This window comes from Sphingomonas sp. QA11, assembly GCF_028473665.1.
In the GTDB taxonomy this organism is placed as follows: domain Bacteria; phylum Pseudomonadota; class Alphaproteobacteria; order Sphingomonadales; family Sphingomonadaceae; genus Sphingomonas; species Sphingomonas phytovorans.
The window spans coordinates 966333-985930 of record NZ_CP098774.1; the positions used below are offsets into that span (position 1 = coordinate 966333).

Genomic DNA, 19598 nt, shown 5'->3' on the forward strand with positions numbered 1-19598 from the left:
AATGCTGCAACCGAAAAAGACCAAGTTCCGCAAGGCCTTCAAGGGCCGGATCCATGGCGATGCCAAGGGCGGCACGACCCTCAACTTCGGCTCTTACGGGCTGAAGGCGATGGAGCCGGAGCGGATCACCGCACGCCAGATCGAGGCGGCCCGCCGCGCGATCACGCGTCACATCAAGCGCCAGGGGCGTTTGTGGATCCGCGTGTTCCCGGACGTTCCGGTCACGTCGAAGCCCGCTGAAGTCCGCATGGGCAAGGGCAAGGGTTCGCCCGAATATTGGGCCGCCCGGGTCAAGCCCGGCCGGATCCTGTTCGAGCTTGACGGGGTTCCTGGCGATATTGCGGCGGTGGCGTTTAGCCGCGCGGCGATGAAGCTGCCGATCAAGGTGAAGGTCGTTGCCCGTCTCGGCGACACCTCGCATCTGGGAGTTGCATAACATGAGCACGATCGACACCCGTCGCTCCGATCTCAAGGCGAAGACCGAGGACCAGCTCGACGAAGAGCTCGGCAACCTGAAGCGCGAGGCGTTCAACCTCCGTTTCCAGGCAGCCACGAACCAGCTCGAAAAGCCGAGCCGGGTGCGTGAGGTCCGCCGCGACATCGCTCGCATCAAGACCCTGCAGAGCCAGCGTTCGCGCTCGGCCGAAGCCAAGTAAGGAAGAACGACATGCCGAAGCGCGTGCTGACCGGGGTGATCGTCTCGGACAAGACCGACAAGACGGTGGTGGTGAACGTTGAGCGTAAGGTGAAGCACCCGCTCTACGGCAAGATCATCCGCCGTACGAAGAAGTACCATGCCCATGACGAGGGCAATGAGTTCAAGCAGGGGGAAACCGTGCGGATCGAAGAGACCGCGCCGATCTCCAAGCTGAAGTCCTGGAAGGTGATCGAGCGGGTTAACACCCACGCGACCCCCGAGCGGGCAACCATCGACGGCTAACGCCGACAGTTGAGGCGGGGTCCGGTCGGTATCGGCCCCAGAGTGAGAAGGAACCGGATCGATGATCCAGATGCAATCCAATCTCGACGTCGCTGATAACAGCGGCGCGAAGCGGGTGCAGTGCATCAAGGTGCTTGGCGGATCCAAGCGCCGGACGGCAGGCGTCGGCGACATCATCGTCGTCAGCGTCAAGGAAGCGGCGCCGCGCGCCCGCGTGAAGAAGGGCGACGTGCATCGGGCCGTCATCGTGCGTACGGCGAAGGACATTCGCCGCGCCGACGGCACCGTGATCCGCTTTGATTCGAACGCGGCCGTGCTGGTCAACAAGAACGAGGAGCCGATCGGCACCCGTATCTTTGGCCCGGTGGTGCGCGAGCTCCGCGGCAAGAAGCACATGAAGATCATCAGCCTGGCGCCGGAGGTTCTGTAATGGCCGCTGCGAAGATCAAGAAGGGTGACCGCGTCATCGTCCTGTCCGGCAAGGACAAGGGCAAGACCGGTGAAGTTACCCAGGCCCTGCCCAAGGACGGCAAGGTCATCGTGTCGGGCGTGAACATCGCGATCCGCCACACCAAGCCGAGCCAGGGCGACCCGCAGGGTGGCCTGGTCCGTGCGGAAGCGCCGCTGCATGCATCGAAGGTCGCTCACGTGACCGCCGACGGCAAGCCGACGCGCGTTCGCTTTGAAACGAAGGACGGCAAGAAGGTCCGCGTGGCCGTGAAGTCCGGGGAGACGATCAGTGGCTGATGCAAATCAGAAGGCGGCGCACAAGCCGCGGATGAAGGCGATCTATGATGATCGCATCATCAAGGCGATGACCGAGAAGTTCGGTTACAAGAATGTGATGGAGGTCCCGCGCCTCGACAAGATCGTCCTGAACATGGGCGTTGGCGAAGCGACGCAGGACAAGAAGAAGGTCGAGCAGGCCGCCGGTGAGATGGAACTGATCGCTGGTCAGAAGCCCGTCGTCACCAAGGCGAAGAAGTCGATCGCGCAGTTCAAGCTGCGTGAAGGCATGCCGATCGGCGTGAAGGTCACTCTTCGCCGCGAGCGCATGTACGAGTTCCTCGACCGCTTCATCACGATCGCGCTGCCGCGCGTTCGAGATTTCCGCGGGCTGAACCCGAAGAGCTTCGATGGTCGCGGCAATTATGCCTGCGGTCTGAAAGAGCAGCTGATCTTCCCGGAAATCAGCTACGACAAGGTCGACAAGATCCGCGGCATGGACGTGATCGTGACGACCACGGCGAAGACCGACGACGAGGCACGGGAACTGCTCCGCCTGTTCGGCTTCCCGTTCCCGCCCGAGTCCACTGGCTCAGCTGACGAAGAAAAGAAGGCGGCGTAAGATGGCTAAGAAGAGTTCTGTGAACAAGAACGAGCGTCGCAAGCTGCTGGTGAAGAAATACGCCGGCGCCTATGCGAAGCTGAAGGCGATCGCGGCGGACAAGTCGCTCGACGACGGCGATCGTCTGATCGCTCGCCTGAAGATGGCCGAGATTCCCCGCAACGGGAACCCGACGCGCATCCGCAACCGGTGCGAGACGACGGGTCGTCCCCGCGCTTATTACCGCAAGTTCCGCCTCTGCCGTATTCAGCTGCGCGATTTGGCCAACAAGGGCCTGATCCCGGGCGTTACGAAGTCGAGCTGGTAAGGATCACGAGATGGCATTGACCGATCCCCTGGGTGATATGCTCACCCGCATCCGCAACGGCCAGCGCGCGCGGAAGGACTCTGTCCTGTCGCCCGCGTCGAAGCTGCGGGCCCGTGTGCTCGACGTGCTTCAGCGCGAAGGCTATATCCGCGGCTACAGCGAAGAAGAGATGGGGCCTGCCAAGGGCATCCGCATCGAGCTGAAATATTTCGAGGGCCAGCCTGCTATCAAGCATGTCGCGCGCGTCTCGAAGCCTGGTCGCCGCGTCTATTCGGGCGCAACTGAGCTGCCCCGCGTCATGAACGGCCTGGGCATCACGATCGTCTCGACGCCTCGCGGCGTTCTGTCCGACGCGGAAGCGCGTGAGCAGAATGTCGGTGGCGAAGTGCTGGCGGAGGTATTCTGATGAGCCGCATCGGTAAAAAGCCGGTCGCGATCCCGAGCGGCGTGACCGCGACGATCGACGGCGGGCAGCTGAGCGTGAAGGGCCCCAAGGGTACCCTCGCCATGCCGCTCCGCGACGAGATCAGCTACGTCCTCGAGGAGGGCGGCATCTCGGTGAACCCGGCGAACGAGACCAAGCGCGCCCGTGCCTTCTGGGGCATGCAGCGTACCTTGGTGCAGAACCTGGTCACCGGCGTGTCGGACGGCTTCACCAAGAAGCTGCTGATCAACGGCGTCGGCTATCGCGCTGACGCCAAGGGCCGGGTGCTGAACCTGAAGCTGGGCTACAGCCACGACGTCAACATCGATGTGCCGGAAGGCCTTGAGGTGAAGACGCCGGATAACACGACCGTCGAGATTTCGGGGTCGGACAAGCAGAAGGTCGGTCAGCTGGCCGCGGAGATTCGTCGTTGGCGCAAGCCCGAGCCGTACAAGGGCAAGGGCATCAAGTACGACGGTGAGTTCATCTTCCGCAAGGAAGGGAAAAAGAAGTAATGAGCACCAAAGGTCTCTCCCTTTTCGCGAAGCGCCGTCTTCGCAACCGTACCGCGCTCCGCGGTCGTGCTGCCGGCCGTCCGCGGCTGTCGGTGCACCGTTCGGGCAAGCACATCTATGCTCAGGTGATCGACGACGCCCAGGGCAAGACGGTCGCTGCCGCCTCCACGCTGGAGAAGGACGTGCGTGGCACGTCCGGCGCGAACATCGATGCAGCCGTCCTGGTCGGCAAGCGCGTCGCCGAAGCGGCGAAGCAGGCGGGTGTCACCAAGGTCGTGTTCGATCGCGGTGGCTTCCTGTTCCACGGTCGCGTGAAGGCGCTGGCGGAAGCCGCGCGTGAAGCCGGATTGGAGTTCTAAGAATGGCCGACGAAATCAACCCGACGGACGTCGTCGCTGGTGCCGAGGGCGCTCCGCAGGACGCGCCACAGGGCCGTGGTCCGCGTGGCGGCCGCGGTCGTGGTGGCCCCGGTGGCGGTGGCCAGAATCGCGGCGGCCGTGACGGCAATCGTGGTCGTCGCGACGATCGTCGCGGTGGCCCGGGCAGCGACGATGGCGGCGAAGAACTGATCGAGAAGCTGGTCCACATCAACCGCGTTTCGAAGACGGTCAAGGGCGGCAAGCGCTTCGGCTTCGCGGCGCTCGTCGTCGTCGGCGACGGCAAGGGCCGGGTCGGCTTCGGTCATGGCAAGGCGCGCGAAGTGCCGGAGGCCATTTCCAAGGCGACGGCAGCTGCCAAGAAGGCGATGGTCCGGGTTCCGCTTCGTGAGGGTCGCACGCTGCATCATGACGGCAAGGGCCATTTCGGCGCTGGCCTCGTGACTGTCCGTTCGGCCCCGCAGGGCACCGGCATCATCGCGGGCGGCCCGATGCGCGCCGTCTTCGAGAGCCTTGGCGTGGCCGATGTGGTGACCAAGTCGGTCGGCACCTCGAACCCGTACAACATGATCCGTGCGACCTTCGAGGCGCTGACCACCCAGGTCAGCCCGAAGTCGGTCGCGCAGCGTCGCGGCAAGAAGATCGCCGACCTGCTCGGCCGGGGTGGCTCGCAGGCCGCCGAGGCCGAAGCCGCAGCGATCGTGGAGTAAGACAGATGGCGAAGAAGAAAGAAGCCGCCGGCGGCACGATCAAGGTGACCCAGACGGGTTCGCCGATCCGCCGCGAGAAGGATCAGCGCGCGACGCTGATCGGTCTCGGCCTCAACAAGATGCACAAAACGCGCGAGCTGCAGGATAGCCCCGAAGTTCGGGGCATGATCCGCAAGGTCGCGCATATGGTATCGGTCGAGGGTTGACCTGAACGATCCTCCCCGTAAGGGGAGGGTGAGGGGCGGGACGGCTCGAACGCAGGTTCGGGTGTCCCGCCCTCAACCTTTTTTATCAGCGCGACAAAAGCGAAAGCGAGTGCACGACATGAAACTGAACGAACTCCGCGACAATGATGGTGCCCGCAAGTCCCGCATGCGGGTCGGCCGTGGTATCGGTTCCGGCAAGGGCAAGACCGGCGGCCGCGGCATCAAGGGCCAGAAGAGCCGTGAGGGCGTGTCCATCGCCGGCTTCGAAGGCGGCCAGATGCCGCTTCACATGCGTCTGCCGAAGCGCGGCTTCAACAACATCTTCGCCAAGGATTATGCCGAGGTGAACCTGGGCGCGATCCAGAAGGCGGTCGATGCCGGCAAGATCGAGGCCGGTGCGTCGCTCGATCACGAGGCGCTGAAGGCCGCTGGCCTGGCGCGCGGCGGCAAGGATGGTGTCCGCCTGCTCGGTAAGGGCGAATTCAGTGCAAAGCTCAACTTCACGGTTGCCGGCGCGTCGAAGGGCGCGATCGAGGCGGTCGAGAAGGCTGGCGGCAAGGTCGACGTGATCGTCGTCGTGCCGGCTGCCGAGAAGGCCAAGGCAAAGAAGGGCGTTGCCCGTCTCGAGCGCATCGCGCACAAGGCGTCGTTCAAGGCGTAGCTGGTTGCGGGTCCGGCGAAAGCCGGACGCCGCGACGGCTTTTTCGGGCCTGTTCCGCGCTTCGTCGTGGACCAAGTCGTCAAAGACCTTAGACAAGCCCGATCGGGCCCCTATATGAGCGGCGGGGCGGTCAAACGTTTCCCGCCGCTTTTGTTTCCCCCGATGTTTTTTTGGGACGATCACATTTATGGCATCCGCAGCCGACTCGATGGCCTCCGGCATCAGCCTGTCGAAGTTTTCCCAGGCGACTGACCTCAAGAAGCGCCTGTGGTTCACGATCGGCGCGCTGATCGTTTTCCGCATGCTCAGCTATGTGCCGCTGCCGGGTATCGATCCGACCGTGCTGGCGCAGCTTTCGCAGCATACGTCGGGCGGCGTGCTTGATTTCTTCAATGCCTTTTCGGGCGGCTCGCTGAGCCGGATGAGCCTGATCGCGCTCGGCGTGATGCCCTACATCACCGCCTCGATCGTCGTGCAGCTCGCGACCTCGCTGTCGCCGACGCTTGCCGCGATCAAGAAGGAAGGCGAGAGCGGGCGCAAGCGGCTCAACCAATATACCCGATACGGCACGGTCGGCCTGACCGCCGTGCAGGGCTATTTTATCGCCGTCGGCCTTGAGGCTCTGGGGGCCAGCAATGGCCTGCAGGCGGTGATCGAGCCGGGCATGCTGTTCCGTGTCGGCGCGGTGATCAGCCTCGTCGGCGGTACCATGTTCCTGATGTGGGTCGGCGAGCAGATCACCAGCCGCGGCATCGGCAACGGCATGTCGCTCATCATCATGGCCGGCATCGTCGCCAGCCTGCCGCGGACGCTCTACAACCTGTTCGAGGGCGGCCGTTCCGGCTCGCTCGATCCCGTGCGCTTCATCGGCATCGTCGTCGCGGTGATCCTGCTCGTGCTCTTCATCTGCTTCATGGAGCGCGCCCAGCGCCGAATTCTGATCCAGTATCCGAAGCGACAGACCCAGCGCGGCATGCAGGCCGATCGCAGCCATTTGCCGCTGAAGCTCAACACCGCGGGCGTGATCCCTCCGATCTTCGCCTCGTCGCTGCTGCTGATGCCGCTGACCATCACCCAGTTCGCCGGCAACCGCGTTGCGGGTGAAAGCAGGTGGGGCGATTTCATCATCAGCCTCAACCAGTATCTCCAGCATGGTTCGCCGGTGTACATGGCGCTCTACGGTGCCGGCATCATCTTCTTCTCGTTCTTTTACACCGCTGTGGTGTTCAATCCCGAGGAGACTGCCGACAATCTGAAGCGCTATGGCGGCTTCATCCCGGGCATTCGCCCCGGCAAGAACACCGAGAATTATTTCGATTATGTGCTGACGCGCATCACCGTGATCGGTGCCGCCTATCTGACGATCATCTGCCTGCTGCCGGAATATCTGGTATCGGCGCTGAGCATCCCGTTCTATCTCGGCGGCACCAGCTTGCTGATCGTCGTCAATGTTACCATGGATACGGTGACTCAGATCCAGAGCCACTTGCTGGCGCATCAATATGGCGATCTGATCAAGAAGGCCAAGTTGAAGGGTGGCCGTCTCCGTTGAGAGCGACGACACCGATGGGAGGGGAACAGCCTTGAATATCATTCTCCTGGGTCCGCCGGGAGCGGGCAAGGGTACCCAGGCGAGCCGCTTGATGGCTGACCGGGGGATGGTCCAGCTTTCGACTGGCGATATGCTGCGCGCAGCCGTGAAATCCGGCAGCCCGGTTGGCCTGAAGGCCAAATCGGTGATGGAGGCGGGTGAACTCGTTTCCGACGAGATCGTCTCGGGTATCATCGGCGAACGGCTCGATATGTCGGACACCGCCAATGGCGTGATCTTCGACGGCTATCCTCGTACCGCGGCCCAGGCTGAACAGCTGGATGAATTGCTCGAGGCCCGCGGCCGCATGCTCGACCACGTGATCGAGCTCAGCGTTGACGAGGATGCGCTCGTCGACCGCATCGTTGGCCGCTACACCTGCGCCAAATGCGGCGAGGGCTATCACGATCACTACAAGCAGCCGAAGGTTGCGGGTGTATGTGACGTGTGCGGCTCGACCGAGTTCAAGCGCCGCCCCGACGACAATGCGGAGACCGTGCGGACCCGCATGGTCGAATATCGCGCCAAGACTGCGCCCATCCTGCCGATCTACGAAGCGCGCGGACTGGTGGCGCGCGTCGATGGCATGGCCGATATCGACCAGGTGACCCAGGCGATCGAGGCGATCCTGGACGGCAAGTAACCCGCTTCGCTTGCCGTTCGGCGCGCAACGCATATGATGCGCGCGGGTCACCAGGGGAGGGCGTCGATGAAGTCTGTCGGTCTTTTGGGGGCTGCCATGGCCTGTGCGCTTGCCACCCCGGCTGCCGCCGAGGTCGTCTCCGCCACGCCTTCGACGATGGAGATCAGCCAGGTCGTCACCGTCGATGCGCCGATCGCGCGCGTCTGGGATACGCTGCGCTCCCCGCAGCGCTGGTGGAGCAAGGAGCACACCTACACCGACGATTCGGCCAACCTCTATATGGACGGCCAGGCGACAGGTTGTTTCTGCGAGCGGTTTCCGGATCGTCGGGGCAGCGTCGAGCATGCCCGCATCCTCTATATTCAGCCGCCGCAGATGATTCGCCTTTCCGGCGCGCTCGGGCCGCTCCAGGCCGAGGCAGTTATCGGCACGTTGACGTTCAGGCTGACGCCGGAAGGGTCGAATGCGACCCGGCTGACGCTCAGCTATGTCGTCAGCGGCTTTGTTCGGGCAGGGGCGGATACGCTTGCCCCCAAGGTCGACGAGGTGCTGGCGCTTCAGGTGCTGAACCTGAAGTCCGCCGCTGAAGGCCCGCTACCGCCTGCGCCCACGCCGCAGCGATAGACGCCGCGCTGGTTTGCCGGCGCTTCATGACAAATTCTTCATGGTGCCTTCATCGGACTGCCTGACGGCGGTCGCTATTCAGAGGGCACGCCCAGCGCGCGGGCAACAGACTTCTTGAATCGGCGTCCGCACTCCCGGGGGCGTCGTGGCCGACGGAAGGTTCGCTTTCCGTCGGCCAATTTTGCTGTAAAGGCAGAAAGGCACCGCCCGGAATGCCGCCGATGACCCGCAAGATCCTGATCGTCGAAGACGACGCCGCGACCGCCGGCTATCTGGCCAAAGGCTTGGGTGAGGCGGGTTTCGCGGTCGAGACCTGTGGTGACGGCCGTGACGGTCTATTTCTCGCCAGCGAGGGCATTTTCGATCTCATCATCGCCGACCGCATGCTTCCGGGCCTGAACGGCCTGGCGATGATCGGCGCGATCCGCGCCGCCGGGATCCGCACGCCGGCGCTGATCCTGTCGGCCCTGGCGACGGTCGACGATCGTGTCGACGGTCTGCACGCGGGCGCGGACGATTATCTGGTCAAACCCTTTTCCTTCGCGGAGCTTTCGGCCCGGATCGAGGCGCTCCTCCGCCGGGCCGATCGCATTGCGGGCGAAACCCAGACGACCCGCCTGATCGTCGGCGACCTCGAAATCGACCTGCTTGCCCGCACGGTCGCGCGGGAGGGGCGGCCGATCGCGCTTGGCGCGCGCGAGTTCAATCTGCTCGAATTCCTCGCACGTCATGCCGGTCAGGTCGTCACACGCACGATGATGCTCGAGAAGATCTGGAACTATCATTTCGATCCCGGATCGAACGTCGTCGACGTCCATATCGGCCGGTTGCGGCGCAAGATCGAGGAAGGCTTCGCCAGCCCTATCCTTCACACGGTGCGCGGCGCAGGGTACCGGCTCTCGGCTGAGATCTGATGCGATTGTCGGTTACGGCGCGTATCGCCCTGCTCGCGATCGCGCTGGCGCTGGTCTCCAACCTAGTGCTCGTCGCCTTCATCTGGCGACAGGTGCATGATGACGCGATCGATTCACTCCGTCGCGACACCGCCGAACAGGCCGATGCGCTTGTCTCGGTCTGGCGCGCCGGCGGAATGCGGGCGCTCGACCAGACGATCGAGGAGGCGCGCGCGCCGGGCGACCTCTCGCTGATCATCGCGGTGATCGACGCCCGGGGACGGCGCGTGGTGGGGCTGGGGCCGCCGGTTGCGAATATCGGCCCATCGAGCTCGGTCGAATTCCATATCGGCCGGATCGGTACCTCGCCGCCCTGGTCGCTGCGCGACGCCGGCTATTCGGTTCGCAGGATCGGGCCTCTCCGTCTCGTCAGCGGGCGGATGCTTGATGACTGGGAGCAGGTGCAGCGCGGAATCGAGCGGGCGCTGGTCCTCGCGATGCTCCTGTCTCTCGGGCTTGGGATTGTCGGGGGCCTCGTCGTGACCCGCTATGTCGGGCGCCGCCTGAACCGGGTCGCGGATGTGATCGAGGGGGTGGCGGGTGGGGACCTGTCGCGACGCGTGGTGAGCGCTTCCGGCGGGGACGACGCTTTCGACCGGCTCGCCACCCGGCTCAACACAATGCTCGACAAGGTCGAGCGGCTGATGATCGAGCTCCGGGTCGTCACTGACAGCCTGGCGCATGATCTCCGCTCGCCGCTGGCGAGGCTGCGGACCAAGACCGAGAACGCGGTCCTGCTCGCCGATCCGACGCAACGCGAAGCGGCGCTGGGGGGCTTGCTGGTGGAGACCGATCTGGTGATGCGGATGCTCACCATGCTGATCGAGATCAGCCGTTCCGAATCGGTGTCGCGCGATCGCTTTGCCAGCATCGACCCGGCGGCGCTGATCGAGGAGATTGCCGAACTCTACGCGCCAGTCGCCGAAGATGCCGGCTTGCGCTTCATGACCGTGATGGAATCGCATCCGCCCCGGCTCATCCTTCATCGCGAGCTGGTGACTCAGGCGATCGCCAATCTGGTCGACAATGCGCTGCGTCACGGTGCCGGCGGCGGCGAGGTGACGCTGCGGCTGGCGGGGCAGGGGGGAGAAATACGCTTCCAGGTGGAGGATCGTGGCCCCGGCATCGCCGCCGAGGATCGAGAACAGGCGCTGCGCCGCTTCGGCCGGCTGGACAATGCGCGCAGTACGCCGGGGGCGGGCCTTGGCCTGTCGCTGATCGAGGCGGTTGCCCGGCTCCACGGTGGGCGCCTCGAACTGGGCGACAATGCGCCGGGGCTGATCGCTGCGATCGTCGTGCCGGCGTGACCGCAGCGGAAGGGCAGCATCCATGAGCTGGGCGCTCAAGGCGATCCACACTCATGCCTGGGATTTCTGGTTCGCGCGTGCGTCGGTCGCGTTGGTCGCCGGGCTCCAGTTGCTCATGTTCAACGATCTGACGATCGGCCCGCGCTGGCTTGCGCCCGGGCTTGAGATCGCGCTGCTCCTGCCGCTGTCGGCCGCGACCGCCTGGACCCAGGCAAGTGCACGCGAAGCGCGGACCGATCATCACTGGCGGCGTGTGGCCTGGGAACGGCGAATGATCCGCCGCGCCGCGCTCGCCCTGACCGCGCTGATCACCGTCATCAACCTGGGGGCACTGGTCGAACTGATCCATGCGTTGCTTGCCGGGAGCGCGACCAAGATCGGCCAGACGCTGCTGCTCGACGCGCTCAACATCTGGGCGACCAATGTCATCGTCTTCGCCTTGTGGTTCTGGAGCATCGATCACGGTGGCCCGGCGGCGCGCGGCCTGATCGAGACCGAGAAATGCGATTTCCTCTATCCCCAGATGACGATCGGCCAGCCGCGCGAGCCGTGCACCTGGTCGCCGGGGTTCGTCGATTATCTGTATCTGTCGTTCACCAACGCCACAGCCTTCTCGCCGACGGACACGATGCCGTTGTCCCGCCGCGCCAAGATGCTGATGATGATCGAATCCGCCATCTCGCTTTTGACGATCGCGCTTGTCGCGGCGCGAGCGGTGAACATCCTCGCCTGATCCGTTGCTAGGCCGGCCGTCGGTGTCAAAGGCGACGACTGGCGATGATCGGGCCTCCTGGTCCCGACTGGAGCAAAAGGGCTGTCCTGAGGCCGGGTTTGTCAGCGGGCAGGCTGTAGCGCGCCGCAGCGCCAGTCCACTGGCCGAGCGGGACAAGCTGGCGGACGATGTTGCGATGGGGGATCGTCCGCCCGCTATTCTCGCCGGCACGGATTGCCACCGCGATGGTACGAGGATCATAGCGCACCAGCCATAATGTGCCGCGTCCGGCGCCGCTCTGGACGATCGCTGACCGCCCATCGCTAAGGATGACGGGGCCGCCATTGCCCCGATCGTAGCGGACAATCGCTGCATCGACGTCCTCTCGGCGGTTGCCGGTTAGGACCCCGCTGCCGTTGACGATCATCTGCGGTGTCGCGACATTGCCGCGCCCGCCGGCCTTCGCGTAATCCCATTGGCGCCGAGTGTAGGCCGGGTCGCCGAAAATATCCTTCCAGCCGAGCTGATCCCAATAGGTGACCGCGAAACTGAGCGCGAGAACGTCCGGACGATCGGCGATTGCGTTGAGCACGAGGTCGGCGGGCGGGCAGGAGGAGCAGCCCTGGCTCTGATATAATTCGACCACGACGGGATGCCGGGCATCGGCTGCGGCTGCCGGTGCCGTGGCGACTGCGATGGCGGCGAGCAGGATCAGGTTGCGCATGGTCGGTCTCTTCATCTCGATGCCCGCATCGGCTCCCGCCCGCTGGCATTCAGGCTATGATGGATATATACGGCGCAGCGGCAGCGATGGTTACACCACCTTGATGCACCGTTCTTACCCGGGCCCGGTTTATCCCCGCTTCGGTCGCGCGGCCTTGACAGCGCCGACTCGTGCTTCTATCTGCTCGATATTCCGAAACACCGGGTCCCGGCGGCGCTTGTTTGCGCTCGCCGTTATCTTGCGTTTCAGATAGCAACGCGATGAGATGGGGTGGCTGCAGCCATGCACGCCCCGTGGAGCAGGAGAACAAATTTCATGGCTCGTATTGCGGGTGTCAACATCCCGACCAACAAGCGCGTTGTTATCGCGCTGACCTATATCCATGGCATTGGCGACACCAAGGCCAAGGAAATCACTGCCAAGCTGGGTATCACTCCCGAGCGCCGGGTGCAGGACCTGACCGATCAGGAAGTGCTGCAGATTCGCGAAACGATCGACGCCGATCACACCGTCGAGGGTGATCTCCGCCGCCAGACCGCGATGAACATCAAGCGGCTGATGGATCTGGCCTGCTATCGCGGCCTTCGCCATCGCAAGGGCCTTCCGGTCCGCGGCCAGCGCACGCATACCAATGCGCGCACCCGCAAGGGCAAGGCCAAGCCGATCGCCGGCAAGAAGAAGTGATGCGCTGAGCCGTTCCGATGGGGCGGCTCGCCTTCCAGCTACAGGGTTAGGATTTCAACATGGCACGCGAACCTCAGCGCATTAAGCGGCGTGAGCGCAAGAACATCACCTCTGGCGTTGCGCACGTGAACGCCAGCTTCAACAACACCATGATCACGATCACCGATGCCCAGGGCAACGCGATCTCGTGGTCGTCGGCCGGCATGATGGGCTTCAAGGGAAGCCGCAAGTCGACTCCGTACGCGGCGCAGGTCGCTGCCGAGGATGCCGGCAAGAAGGCCGCCGAACACGGCGTCCGCACGCTCGAAGTGGAAGTGAAGGGTCCGGGTTCGGGCCGTGAGTCGGCGCTTCGCGCGCTGCAGGCGGTCGGCTTCCAGATCACTTCGATTCGCGACGTGACCTCGATCCCGCATAATGGCGTCCGGCCCTCGAAGCGCCGCCGCGTCTGATTTCGTCTCGTCCGCGCGCGGTTGATCGCGCCGCGCGGACGATTCCCACATGGCCGGAGTGTCCCCCGCTCCCGCCCAAAACCAAGGGGAAGCCCGTGTCCGTCAATGCTAAGAACTGGCAGGAACTGAAGAAGCCCAATGGCCTCGAAAAGAAGCCGGGCGGCGATCCCAAGCGTAAGGCGACCTTTGTGGCCGAACCGCTCGAGCGCGGCTTCGGCCTGACGCTCGGCAACGCGCTCCGTCGCGTATTGCTGTCGTCGCTTCAGGGCGCTGCCGTTACCTCGATCAAGATCGAGAATGTGCTCCACGAATTCTCGTCGCTGACCGGCGTCCGGGAAGACGTGACCGATATCGTCCTGAACGTGAAGCAGATCGCGCTGCGCATGCAAGGCGAGGGGCCGAAGCGTCTCCAGCTTTCCGCGACCGGCCCAGCCGATGTGAAGGCGGGCGACATCGCGGTTTCGGGCGACATCGAGGTGATGAACCCCGATCTGGTGATCTGCCACCTCGACGAAGGCGCGACGCTCAACATGGAGCTGACCGCCGACGTGGGTAAGGGCTATGTCGCTGCGGTCGCAAACCGTCCGGCGGACGCTCCGATCGGCCTGATCCCGGTCGACGCGCTGTACTCGCCGGTGCGCCAGGTGTCGTACAAGGTCGAGAACACCCGCGTCGGGCAGGAGCTCGATTACGACAAGCTGACGCTGACCATCGAGACCGACGGCACGATCACGCCCGAGGACGCAGTCGGTTATGCCGGTCGCATCCTGCAGGACCAGCTCGCGCTGTTCGTCCACTTCGACGATTCGTCGGTCCGCCCGTCTGCTCCGATCGGTCACGCCGCGCCGTCTTCGGCCGGCGAAGTCTCGGGCGACACCCAGCAGATCAACCGTTACCTTCTCAAGAAGGTCGACGAGCTCGAACTGTCGGTGCGTTCGGCCAACTGCCTCAAGAACGACAACATCATCTATATCGGCGATCTGGTCCAGAAGACCGAAGCCGAGATGCTGCGTACCCCGAATTTCGGCCGCAAGTCGCTGAATGAGATCAAGGAAGTGCTGTCGTCGATGGGGCTCCGGCTGGGCATGGAAATCCCGGGCTGGCCGCCTGAGAACATCGAAGAGATGGCCAAGAAGCTTGAGCAGGAAATAATGGGATAACGAGCTCGGGCCGGGGCAAATGCCCCGGCCCGGTTCGCCCATCGGGCGATTGGCGGTGGCCCTTGACACCGCCTGGTCTGGGGTTCCGTCAAACGGCCCCTTAACGAACGAAGGAAAGATATCATGCGCCATCGCGTAGGCGGCCGTAAGCTTCAGCGGACCTCGGCCCACCGCACAGCCCTGTTCCGCAACATGTCGGCAGCGCTCATCAAGCACGAGCAGATCACCACCACGACCGCCAAGGCGAAGGAACTTCGCCCCTATGTCGAGAAGCTGATCACGCTCGCCAAGAAGGGTGGCCTGTCCAATCGCCGGCTGGCGCATGCCCGCCTGCTCGATGACGCGCAGCTGGTGAAGCTGTTCGACGTGCTGGCATCGCGTTACGCCGATCGCAACGGCGGCTACACCCGCATCATCAAGGCCGGCATCCGCGCTTCGGACGCGTCGCCGATGGCGATCATCGAGTTCGTCGATCGCGATGTCAGCGCCAAGGGCCAGGATTCGGGCCCGGTGATGGGTGACGAGGACTTCGATCAGGCTGCATAAATCGCGCCTGTTCAGGGAGTTGAGAAAGGAGTCGTACCTGATAGGGTGCGGCTCCTTTTTCGTATCAGAAAGTCCCCGATGCGCCACGCCCTCCCGCTGATCGCTCTCCTGCTGGCTGCTCCTGCGGCCGCCCAGACCAAGGCCCCCGGCATGAACTACCCACAGACGACCCGCGGCAGCACGGTGGACGAACAATTCGGCGTGAAGGTTGCCGATCCGTATCGCTGGCTCGAGAATGATGTGCGCACCGATGCCGCCGTCGCGAAATGGGTCGCTGAGGAGAATGCCGTCACCAATGCCTATCTCGCGACGTTGCCCGGCCGGGCCATCTTCGCGGCGCGGATGAAGCAGTTGCTCGACTATGAGCGTTTCGGCGTGCCGGTGAAGAAGGGCGGCCGCTATTTCTACACCCGCAATAGCGGCCTGCAGAATCAGGCAGTGCTGTACGTACGCGACTCGATCGATGGTGTGGGCCGGGTGCTGATCGACCCGAATGCCTGGGCGAAGGACGGTGCGACCGCGCTCGGCGAATGGGTCCCGTCCGAGGATGGCCGCCATATCCTGTATTCGATCCAGGACGGCGGCACCGACTGGCGCACGGTCAAGGTGCTTGACGTCGCGACCGGCGCAATCGCTGCCGACACTGTCGAATGGGTCAAATTCTCCCATCTGTCCTGGGCGAAGGACGGCTCCGGTTTCTATTACTCCCGCTTCGCCGCGCCGGCGGCGGGCGCGAAGTTCCAGGCGCTGAACGAGAACCAACAGGTCTATTTCCACAAGCTGGGCACGGCCCAGGTCACCGACCGCCTGATCTACGCCACGCCCGACGCGCCGAAGCGCGGGCACAATGCGCAGGTCACCGAGGACGGCAAGTGGCTGGTCATCACCACCACCGAAGGCACTGACAACCGCTATGAGATCACCGTTCTCGACCTGACCGATCATGGCGCGAAGCCGCGCACGATCGTGAAGGGCCTTGAGAATGAATGGTCGCTCGCCGGCAATGTCGGATCGACCTTCTACTGGACAACCGACAAGGATGCGCCGCGCCTGCGGATCGTGTCGATGGATGTTCGCGAGGCGACGCCCGCGATTCGCGAGGTGGTGCCGCAGGACAAGGCGGTGCTTGAGGGCGCCGGAATTGTGGGGAGCAAGCTGGTCGCTTCCTATCTGGTCGATGTGAAGTCGGAGCTTCGACGTTACGATCTGGACGGCAGGCCCGACGGGGTGGTGGCGCTTCCCGGCATCGGCAGCGTCGCCGCCACCAGCGGCGCTGAGGACGATAGCGAGATGTTCTACGCGTTCACCAGCTTCGCCACGCCGACGACCATCTATCGCTATGATCTGAAGACCGGCAGCGCCGCGCCCTGGGCCATGCCCAAGGTCGCGTTCGATCCGGGCCTGTACGATGTCTCACAGCGTTTCTACGCGTCGAAGGATGGTACGAAGGTTCCGATGTTCATCGTCCGTCGCAAGGATCTGCCGGCGGGCCCCGCACCGACCCTGCTATACGCTTATGGCGGCTTCAACGTTTCGATGAATCCGGCCTTTTCAGCAACGCGGATCGCGTGGCTTGAGCAGGGTGGGGTGCTGGCGGTGGCCAACATCCGGGGCGGCGGGGAATATGGCAAGGCGTGGCACGATGGCGGCCGCCTCGCCAACAAGCAGAATGTGTTCGACGATTTCATCGCGGCCGGCGAGGATCTGGTCGCCCAGGGCATCACCTCGAAAGACAAGCTCGCTATTCAGGGAGGCTCCAACGGCGGCCTGCTGATCGGTGCGGTGGTCAATCAGCGGCCCGATCTCTTTGCCGCTGCGCTGCCGCAGGTCGGCGTGATGGACATGCTTCGCTTCGACCGCTTCACCGCCGGCCGCTATTGGGTTGATGATTATGGCTATCCCGCGAAGGAAGCCGATTTCCGCGTACTCTACGCTTATTCGCCCTATCACAATATCAAGAGCGGACGGGACTATCCGGCGATCATGGTGACGACGGCGGATACGGACGACCGGGTCGTGCCGGGTCATAGCTTCAAATATACCGCTGCGCTCCAGGCGGCGCAGATCGGCCCAAGGCCGCATCTGATCCGCATCGAGACCCGTGCCGGGCACGGCTCGGGCAAGCCGACGGACAAGGTCATCGCCGAAGCCGCCGACAGCTGGGCCTTCGCCGCGGCCTGGACCGGCATGACGGTCAGGGACGTCGCTACCACGCAGAAGCCCGCAAAATAGTAGGGGATCGAGGCGGAGGGGAAGCTGATATGATTGCGGCGGTACCGGCCGTATCGTGCGGCTGACCGTCTAGCGATCGTCATGCTTCCGGCCGTTCCATTTTGCCCGGCGCGCTGTTATCTGTCCCCTCCATCCTGTTGCACGCTACGGCTTGCTCTCCAGGAAGGTGGTTCATCGTTGCGACAGCACGACTCACCTATCGATACGGCATCGAATCGAAAGGGGACAGGACATGACGATTTTCGGCAAGACGGTCGCGGCTACCACGCTCCTGGCGATGAGCGTTACCGCTGTCCCCGCCGAGGCAGAGCGGTGGGGCTCGCATCATCGCGGCGGCGACAAGATCGACGGCGGTGACGTGCTGCTCGGCGCGGTGCTTGCCGGCGGCCTGTTCGCGATCCTGTCGAGTGTCGGCAAGAAGAAGGCGCCGCCTCCGCCCCAGGCGGTCGCTGCTGAAGAAGCCGCTCCGGTCGTCGGTCCGGAGGAGGGCAATCGTACCCTCTCGATTTCGCGGTCCGATGAGGAAGCCGCCGTCGACGCCTGCGTCTCCTCGGCCGAATCGGAAGGCCGCCGTTACGCCCGCATCGCCACGATCGACAAGGTCACGATCGTCGATCCGGTCGCGTCGGACTTGATCGTCCGCGGTACGCTCGGCCTGCGCGATGATTACAGGGCGGCCGCGACCGACCATCGCGACTTCACCTGCCGCATCGGTGAACAGGGCGTTGAGCAGGTGACGATCGACGGTCCGGTGCTCGCGGCAAACTAAAGCCGCATTGCTGCCCCACCGGGGCTTCCCCACCGGGCCGCATCTGCTATCTGGCCGCATGACACAGCCCAGCGACTCGATCCTCATCGTCGATTTCGGCAGCCAGGTGACTCAGCTCATCGCCCGCCGCGTCCGTGAAGCGGGGGTCTATAGCGAGATCGCCCCCTTCAATTCCGCCTCCGAGGCGTTCGCCCGGATGCAGCCGAGGGGCATCATCCTCTCCGGCAGCCCCGCGTCGGTGCTTGAAGAGGGGAGCCCGCGCATTCCGCAGGAAATCCTCGACAGCGGCCTGCCGATCATGGGCATCTGCTACGGCCAGCAGGTGCTGATGGCGCAGCTTGGCGGCACGGTCACCCTGGGCGACAGTGGCGAGTTCGGCAGCGCGGTGATCGAGGTCACTGACAGCTGCGCGCTTTTCGACGGACTATGGAGCGAAGGCGAGAACCACCAGGTCTGGATGAGCCATGGCGACAAGGTCACGGCGCTCGCCCCCGGCTTCCGTCCCGTCGCCGCGAGCAAGGGTGCGCCCTATGCAATCATCGCTGACGACGAGCGCCATTATTACGCGATGCAGTTCCACCCCGAGGTCGTGCACACGCCGGACGGCGCGAAGCTGATCGCGAACTTCGCCCGCCATGTCTGCGGCCTTTCCGGCGAATGGACCATGGCCGAATTCCGCGCCGCCAAGATCGCGGATATCCGCGCCCAGGTCGGCAAGGGCAAAGTGATCTGCGGCCTGTCGGGCGGCGTCGATTCAGCGGTGGCGGCGGTGCTGATCCATGAGGCGATCGGCGAGCAGCTCACTTGCGTCTTCGTCGATCACGGCCTGATGCGCTCGGGCGAGGCCGACCAGGTCGTCACCCTGTTCCGCAACCACTATAATATCCCGCTTGTCCATGTGAACGCGGAGGAGCAGTTCCTCGGCGGGCTTGCTGGCCTCACCGACCCCGAGAAGAAGCGCAAGTTCATCGGTGGCGCGTTCATCGACCTGTTCGAGGAGGAGGCGCGCAAGATCGGCGGAGCGGATTTCCTCGCCCAGGGCACGCTCTATCCCGACGTGATCGAAAGCGTCAGCTTCACCGGAGGTCCCTCGGTGACGATCAAGAGCCACCACAATGTCGGCGGCCTGCCCGAACGCATGAACATGAAGCTGGTCGAGCCGCTGCGCGAACTGTTCAAGGACGAAGTCCGGGCGCTCGGCAGAGAGCTCGGCCTGCCCGAGATCTTCGTCGGCCGGCACCCGTTCCCCGGCCCGGGCCTCGCCATCCGCATCCCCGGCGAGGTGACCAAGGAGCGCTGCGACATCCTGCGCAAGGCCGACGCCATCTATCTCGAGGAGATCCGCAATGCGGGCCTCTACGACACGATCTGGCAGGCCTTTGCGGTGCTGCTGCCGGTGCGCAGCGTCGGCGTGATGGGCGATGGCCGGACCTACGACAATGTCCTGGCCCTCCGGGCGGTGACCTCGACCGACGGTATGACCGCGGTCGCCTTCCAGTTCCCCGGCGATTTCCTCCCCCGCGTCGCGACCCGGATCGTGAACGAGGTGAAGGGCATCAACCGGGTGACCTATGACTATACGTCGAAGCCACCGGGGACGATCGAGTGGGAATGACGGGTGGCGCAACTATCGGCCTGCACAGCCTACTTGACCGGCGGCGCTCGCCGGATCTTGAGCGTGACGATCTGATTGACAGTTGAGCTGATCGCGATCGG

At 64.2% G+C, this 19598-nt stretch carries 27 protein-coding genes; 26 read left to right on the forward strand and 1 reads right to left on the reverse strand.

Annotated elements, in window-relative coordinates; genetic code table 11:
* Position 1: 1 nt before the first annotated feature.
* From rplP to NDN01_RS04610, 19 genes are all read left to right on the forward strand, one after another.
* Positions 2-436, forward strand: coding sequence for a 50S ribosomal protein L16 (gene rplP, locus NDN01_RS04520; RefSeq protein ID WP_272626165.1), 435 nt, complete (start codon positions 2-4; stop codon positions 434-436).
* Between the two features lies 1 nt (position 437).
* Positions 438-656 (forward strand): 50S ribosomal protein L29, encoded by a 219-nt coding sequence (rpmC, locus tag NDN01_RS04525; protein WP_272626167.1) that lies wholly within the window; start codon positions 438-440, stop codon positions 654-656.
* 11 nt (positions 657-667) lie between these two features.
* Entirely contained in the window at positions 668-940 is a 273-nt protein-coding gene (gene rpsQ / locus NDN01_RS04530) for a 30S ribosomal protein S17 (RefSeq protein ID WP_272626168.1), read from the forward strand.
* A 61-nt stretch (positions 941-1001) separates the two neighbouring features.
* The gene (rplN, locus tag NDN01_RS04535) at positions 1002-1370 is read left to right on the forward strand and encodes a 50S ribosomal protein L14 (RefSeq protein ID WP_272626170.1); all 369 of its coding nucleotides are present in this window, start codon (positions 1002-1004) and stop codon (positions 1368-1370) included.
* Positions 1370-1687, forward strand: a complete 318-nt coding sequence (rplX, locus tag NDN01_RS04540; protein WP_272626172.1) for a 50S ribosomal protein L24 — start codon at positions 1370-1372, stop codon at positions 1685-1687. Before rplN ends, rplX begins: the two co-directional genes overlap by 1 nt.
* Positions 1688-1718: 31 nt before the next feature.
* Positions 1719-2288 (forward strand): 50S ribosomal protein L5, encoded by a 570-nt coding sequence (gene rplE, locus NDN01_RS04545; protein WP_272628022.1) that lies wholly within the window; start codon positions 1719-1721, stop codon positions 2286-2288.
* 1 nt (position 2289) lies between these two features.
* Positions 2290-2595 carry a 30S ribosomal protein S14 gene (gene rpsN, locus NDN01_RS04550; protein WP_272626174.1) on the forward strand — a complete coding sequence of 102 codons (306 nt, stop codon included), beginning with the start codon at positions 2290-2292 and terminating at the stop codon, positions 2593-2595.
* A 10-nt stretch (positions 2596-2605) separates the two neighbouring features.
* On the forward strand, positions 2606-3001 hold the full coding sequence (gene rpsH, locus NDN01_RS04555) for a 30S ribosomal protein S8 (RefSeq protein WP_272626176.1): 396 nt from the start codon (positions 2606-2608) through the stop codon (positions 2999-3001).
* A complete protein-coding gene (rplF, locus tag NDN01_RS04560) occupies positions 3001-3534 on the forward strand; it encodes a 50S ribosomal protein L6 (protein WP_272626178.1) in 534 nt (177 codons plus the stop codon). The genes rpsH and rplF overlap by 1 nt, the downstream gene beginning before the upstream one ends.
* Positions 3534-3893 carry a 50S ribosomal protein L18 gene (rplR, locus tag NDN01_RS04565; RefSeq protein WP_272626180.1) on the forward strand — a complete coding sequence of 120 codons (360 nt, stop codon included), beginning with the start codon at positions 3534-3536 and terminating at the stop codon, positions 3891-3893. Before rplF ends, rplR begins: the two co-directional genes overlap by 1 nt.
* A gap of 2 nt (positions 3894-3895) precedes the next feature.
* Positions 3896-4621, forward strand: coding sequence for a 30S ribosomal protein S5 (gene rpsE / locus NDN01_RS04570; protein ID WP_272626181.1), 726 nt, complete (start codon positions 3896-3898; stop codon positions 4619-4621).
* Positions 4622-4626: 5 nt separating this feature from the next.
* Positions 4627-4827, forward strand: a complete 201-nt coding sequence (gene rpmD / locus NDN01_RS04575; RefSeq protein ID WP_272626183.1) for a 50S ribosomal protein L30 — start codon at positions 4627-4629, stop codon at positions 4825-4827.
* Positions 4828-4945: 118 nt separating this feature from the next.
* Positions 4946-5488 (forward strand): 50S ribosomal protein L15, encoded by a 543-nt coding sequence (gene rplO / locus NDN01_RS04580; protein WP_272626185.1) that lies wholly within the window; start codon positions 4946-4948, stop codon positions 5486-5488.
* Positions 5489-5675: 187 nt separating this feature from the next.
* Positions 5676-7040, forward strand: coding sequence for a preprotein translocase subunit SecY (secY, locus tag NDN01_RS04585; RefSeq protein ID WP_272626187.1), 1365 nt, complete (start codon positions 5676-5678; stop codon positions 7038-7040).
* A 31-nt stretch (positions 7041-7071) separates the two neighbouring features.
* Entirely contained in the window at positions 7072-7722 is a 651-nt protein-coding gene (locus NDN01_RS04590; RefSeq protein WP_272626189.1) for an adenylate kinase, read from the forward strand.
* Between the two features lie 66 nt (positions 7723-7788).
* Positions 7789-8346 (forward strand): SRPBCC family protein, encoded by a 558-nt coding sequence (locus tag NDN01_RS04595; protein ID WP_272626191.1) that lies wholly within the window; start codon positions 7789-7791, stop codon positions 8344-8346.
* Between the two features lie 221 nt (positions 8347-8567).
* On the forward strand, positions 8568-9260 hold the full coding sequence (locus tag NDN01_RS04600; protein ID WP_272626193.1) for a winged helix-turn-helix domain-containing protein: 693 nt from the start codon (positions 8568-8570) through the stop codon (positions 9258-9260).
* Complete coding sequence (locus NDN01_RS04605) at positions 9260-10606, forward strand: sensor histidine kinase (RefSeq protein WP_272626194.1); 1347 nt, start codon at positions 9260-9262, stop codon at positions 10604-10606. Before NDN01_RS04600 ends, NDN01_RS04605 begins: the two co-directional genes overlap by 1 nt.
* Before the next feature lie 22 nt (positions 10607-10628).
* Positions 10629-11339, forward strand: a complete 711-nt coding sequence (locus NDN01_RS04610) for a hypothetical protein (protein WP_272626195.1) — start codon at positions 10629-10631, stop codon at positions 11337-11339.
* A 25-nt stretch (positions 11340-11364) separates the two neighbouring features.
* On the opposite strand, the gene NDN01_RS04615 is transcribed toward NDN01_RS04610, so the two are convergent.
* Positions 11365-12042, reverse strand: a complete 678-nt coding sequence (locus tag NDN01_RS04615; protein ID WP_272626196.1) for a DUF1223 domain-containing protein — start codon at positions 12040-12042, stop codon at positions 11365-11367.
* 315 nt (positions 12043-12357) lie between these two features.
* Here NDN01_RS04615 and rpsM point away from each other — a divergent pair, with 315 nt between their 5' ends.
* The 7 genes from rpsM (at position 12358) to guaA (ending at position 19497) form a co-directional block, all read left to right on the forward strand.
* A complete protein-coding gene (gene rpsM, locus NDN01_RS04620) occupies positions 12358-12726 on the forward strand; it encodes a 30S ribosomal protein S13 (protein ID WP_272626197.1) in 369 nt (122 codons plus the stop codon).
* A gap of 59 nt (positions 12727-12785) precedes the next feature.
* On the forward strand, positions 12786-13175 hold the full coding sequence (rpsK, locus tag NDN01_RS04625; RefSeq protein ID WP_034161671.1) for a 30S ribosomal protein S11: 390 nt from the start codon (positions 12786-12788) through the stop codon (positions 13173-13175).
* A gap of 95 nt (positions 13176-13270) precedes the next feature.
* Positions 13271-14335 (forward strand): DNA-directed RNA polymerase subunit alpha, encoded by a 1065-nt coding sequence (locus tag NDN01_RS04630; protein ID WP_272626198.1) that lies wholly within the window; start codon positions 13271-13273, stop codon positions 14333-14335.
* 123 nt (positions 14336-14458) lie between these two features.
* On the forward strand, positions 14459-14881 hold the full coding sequence (gene rplQ / locus NDN01_RS04635) for a 50S ribosomal protein L17 (protein ID WP_272626199.1): 423 nt from the start codon (positions 14459-14461) through the stop codon (positions 14879-14881).
* A gap of 78 nt (positions 14882-14959) precedes the next feature.
* Complete coding sequence (locus tag NDN01_RS04640; RefSeq protein ID WP_272626200.1) at positions 14960-17113, forward strand: prolyl oligopeptidase family serine peptidase; 2154 nt, start codon at positions 14960-14962, stop codon at positions 17111-17113.
* A 232-nt stretch (positions 17114-17345) separates the two neighbouring features.
* Positions 17346-17882, forward strand: a complete 537-nt coding sequence (locus tag NDN01_RS04645) for a hypothetical protein (RefSeq protein ID WP_272626201.1) — start codon at positions 17346-17348, stop codon at positions 17880-17882.
* A 58-nt stretch (positions 17883-17940) separates the two neighbouring features.
* A complete protein-coding gene (guaA, locus tag NDN01_RS04650) occupies positions 17941-19497 on the forward strand; it encodes a glutamine-hydrolyzing GMP synthase (protein ID WP_272626202.1) in 1557 nt (518 codons plus the stop codon).
* Positions 19498-19598: the final 101 nt, after the last annotated feature.

Coding starts and splice junctions, on each gene's coding strand:
- NDN01_RS04645 (WP_272626201.1), top strand. CDS start 17,346: ATGACGATTTTCGGCAAGACGGTCGCGGCTACCACGCTCCTGGCGATG.
- rpmD (WP_272626183.1), top strand. CDS start 4,627: ATGGCGAAGAAGAAAGAAGCCGCCGGCGGCACGATCAAGGTGACCCAG.
- rpsK (WP_034161671.1), top strand. CDS start 12,786: ATGGCACGCGAACCTCAGCGCATTAAGCGGCGTGAGCGCAAGAACATC.
- rpsE (WP_272626181.1), top strand. CDS start 3,896: ATGGCCGACGAAATCAACCCGACGGACGTCGTCGCTGGTGCCGAGGGC.
- rplF (WP_272626178.1), top strand. CDS start 3,001: ATGAGCCGCATCGGTAAAAAGCCGGTCGCGATCCCGAGCGGCGTGACC.
- rplR (WP_272626180.1), top strand. CDS start 3,534: ATGAGCACCAAAGGTCTCTCCCTTTTCGCGAAGCGCCGTCTTCGCAAC.
- NDN01_RS04595 (WP_272626191.1), top strand. CDS start 7,789: ATGAAGTCTGTCGGTCTTTTGGGGGCTGCCATGGCCTGTGCGCTTGCC.
- rplO (WP_272626185.1), top strand. CDS start 4,946: ATGAAACTGAACGAACTCCGCGACAATGATGGTGCCCGCAAGTCCCGC.
- NDN01_RS04610 (WP_272626195.1), top strand. CDS start 10,629: ATGAGCTGGGCGCTCAAGGCGATCCACACTCATGCCTGGGATTTCTGG.
- NDN01_RS04600 (WP_272626193.1), top strand. CDS start 8,568: ATGACCCGCAAGATCCTGATCGTCGAAGACGACGCCGCGACCGCCGGC.
- rpsH (WP_272626176.1), top strand. CDS start 2,606: ATGGCATTGACCGATCCCCTGGGTGATATGCTCACCCGCATCCGCAAC.
- rpmC (WP_272626167.1), top strand. CDS start 438: ATGAGCACGATCGACACCCGTCGCTCCGATCTCAAGGCGAAGACCGAG.
- NDN01_RS04615 (WP_272626196.1), bottom strand. CDS start 12,042: ATGCGCAACCTGATCCTGCTCGCCGCCATCGCAGTCGCCACGGCACCG.
- rpsN (WP_272626174.1), top strand. CDS start 2,290: ATGGCTAAGAAGAGTTCTGTGAACAAGAACGAGCGTCGCAAGCTGCTG.
- rplE (WP_272628022.1), top strand. CDS start 1,719: ATGAAGGCGATCTATGATGATCGCATCATCAAGGCGATGACCGAGAAG.
- rplP (WP_272626165.1), top strand. CDS start 2: ATGCTGCAACCGAAAAAGACCAAGTTCCGCAAGGCCTTCAAGGGCCGG.
- rpsQ (WP_272626168.1), top strand. CDS start 668: ATGCCGAAGCGCGTGCTGACCGGGGTGATCGTCTCGGACAAGACCGAC.
- NDN01_RS04640 (WP_272626200.1), top strand. CDS start 14,960: ATGCGCCACGCCCTCCCGCTGATCGCTCTCCTGCTGGCTGCTCCTGCG.
- secY (WP_272626187.1), top strand. CDS start 5,676: ATGGCATCCGCAGCCGACTCGATGGCCTCCGGCATCAGCCTGTCGAAG.
- rplN (WP_272626170.1), top strand. CDS start 1,002: ATGATCCAGATGCAATCCAATCTCGACGTCGCTGATAACAGCGGCGCG.
- guaA (WP_272626202.1), top strand. CDS start 17,941: ATGACACAGCCCAGCGACTCGATCCTCATCGTCGATTTCGGCAGCCAG.
- rplQ (WP_272626199.1), top strand. CDS start 14,459: ATGCGCCATCGCGTAGGCGGCCGTAAGCTTCAGCGGACCTCGGCCCAC.
- NDN01_RS04605 (WP_272626194.1), top strand. CDS start 9,260: ATGCGATTGTCGGTTACGGCGCGTATCGCCCTGCTCGCGATCGCGCTG.
- rpsM (WP_272626197.1), top strand. CDS start 12,358: ATGGCTCGTATTGCGGGTGTCAACATCCCGACCAACAAGCGCGTTGTT.
- rplX (WP_272626172.1), top strand. CDS start 1,370: ATGGCCGCTGCGAAGATCAAGAAGGGTGACCGCGTCATCGTCCTGTCC.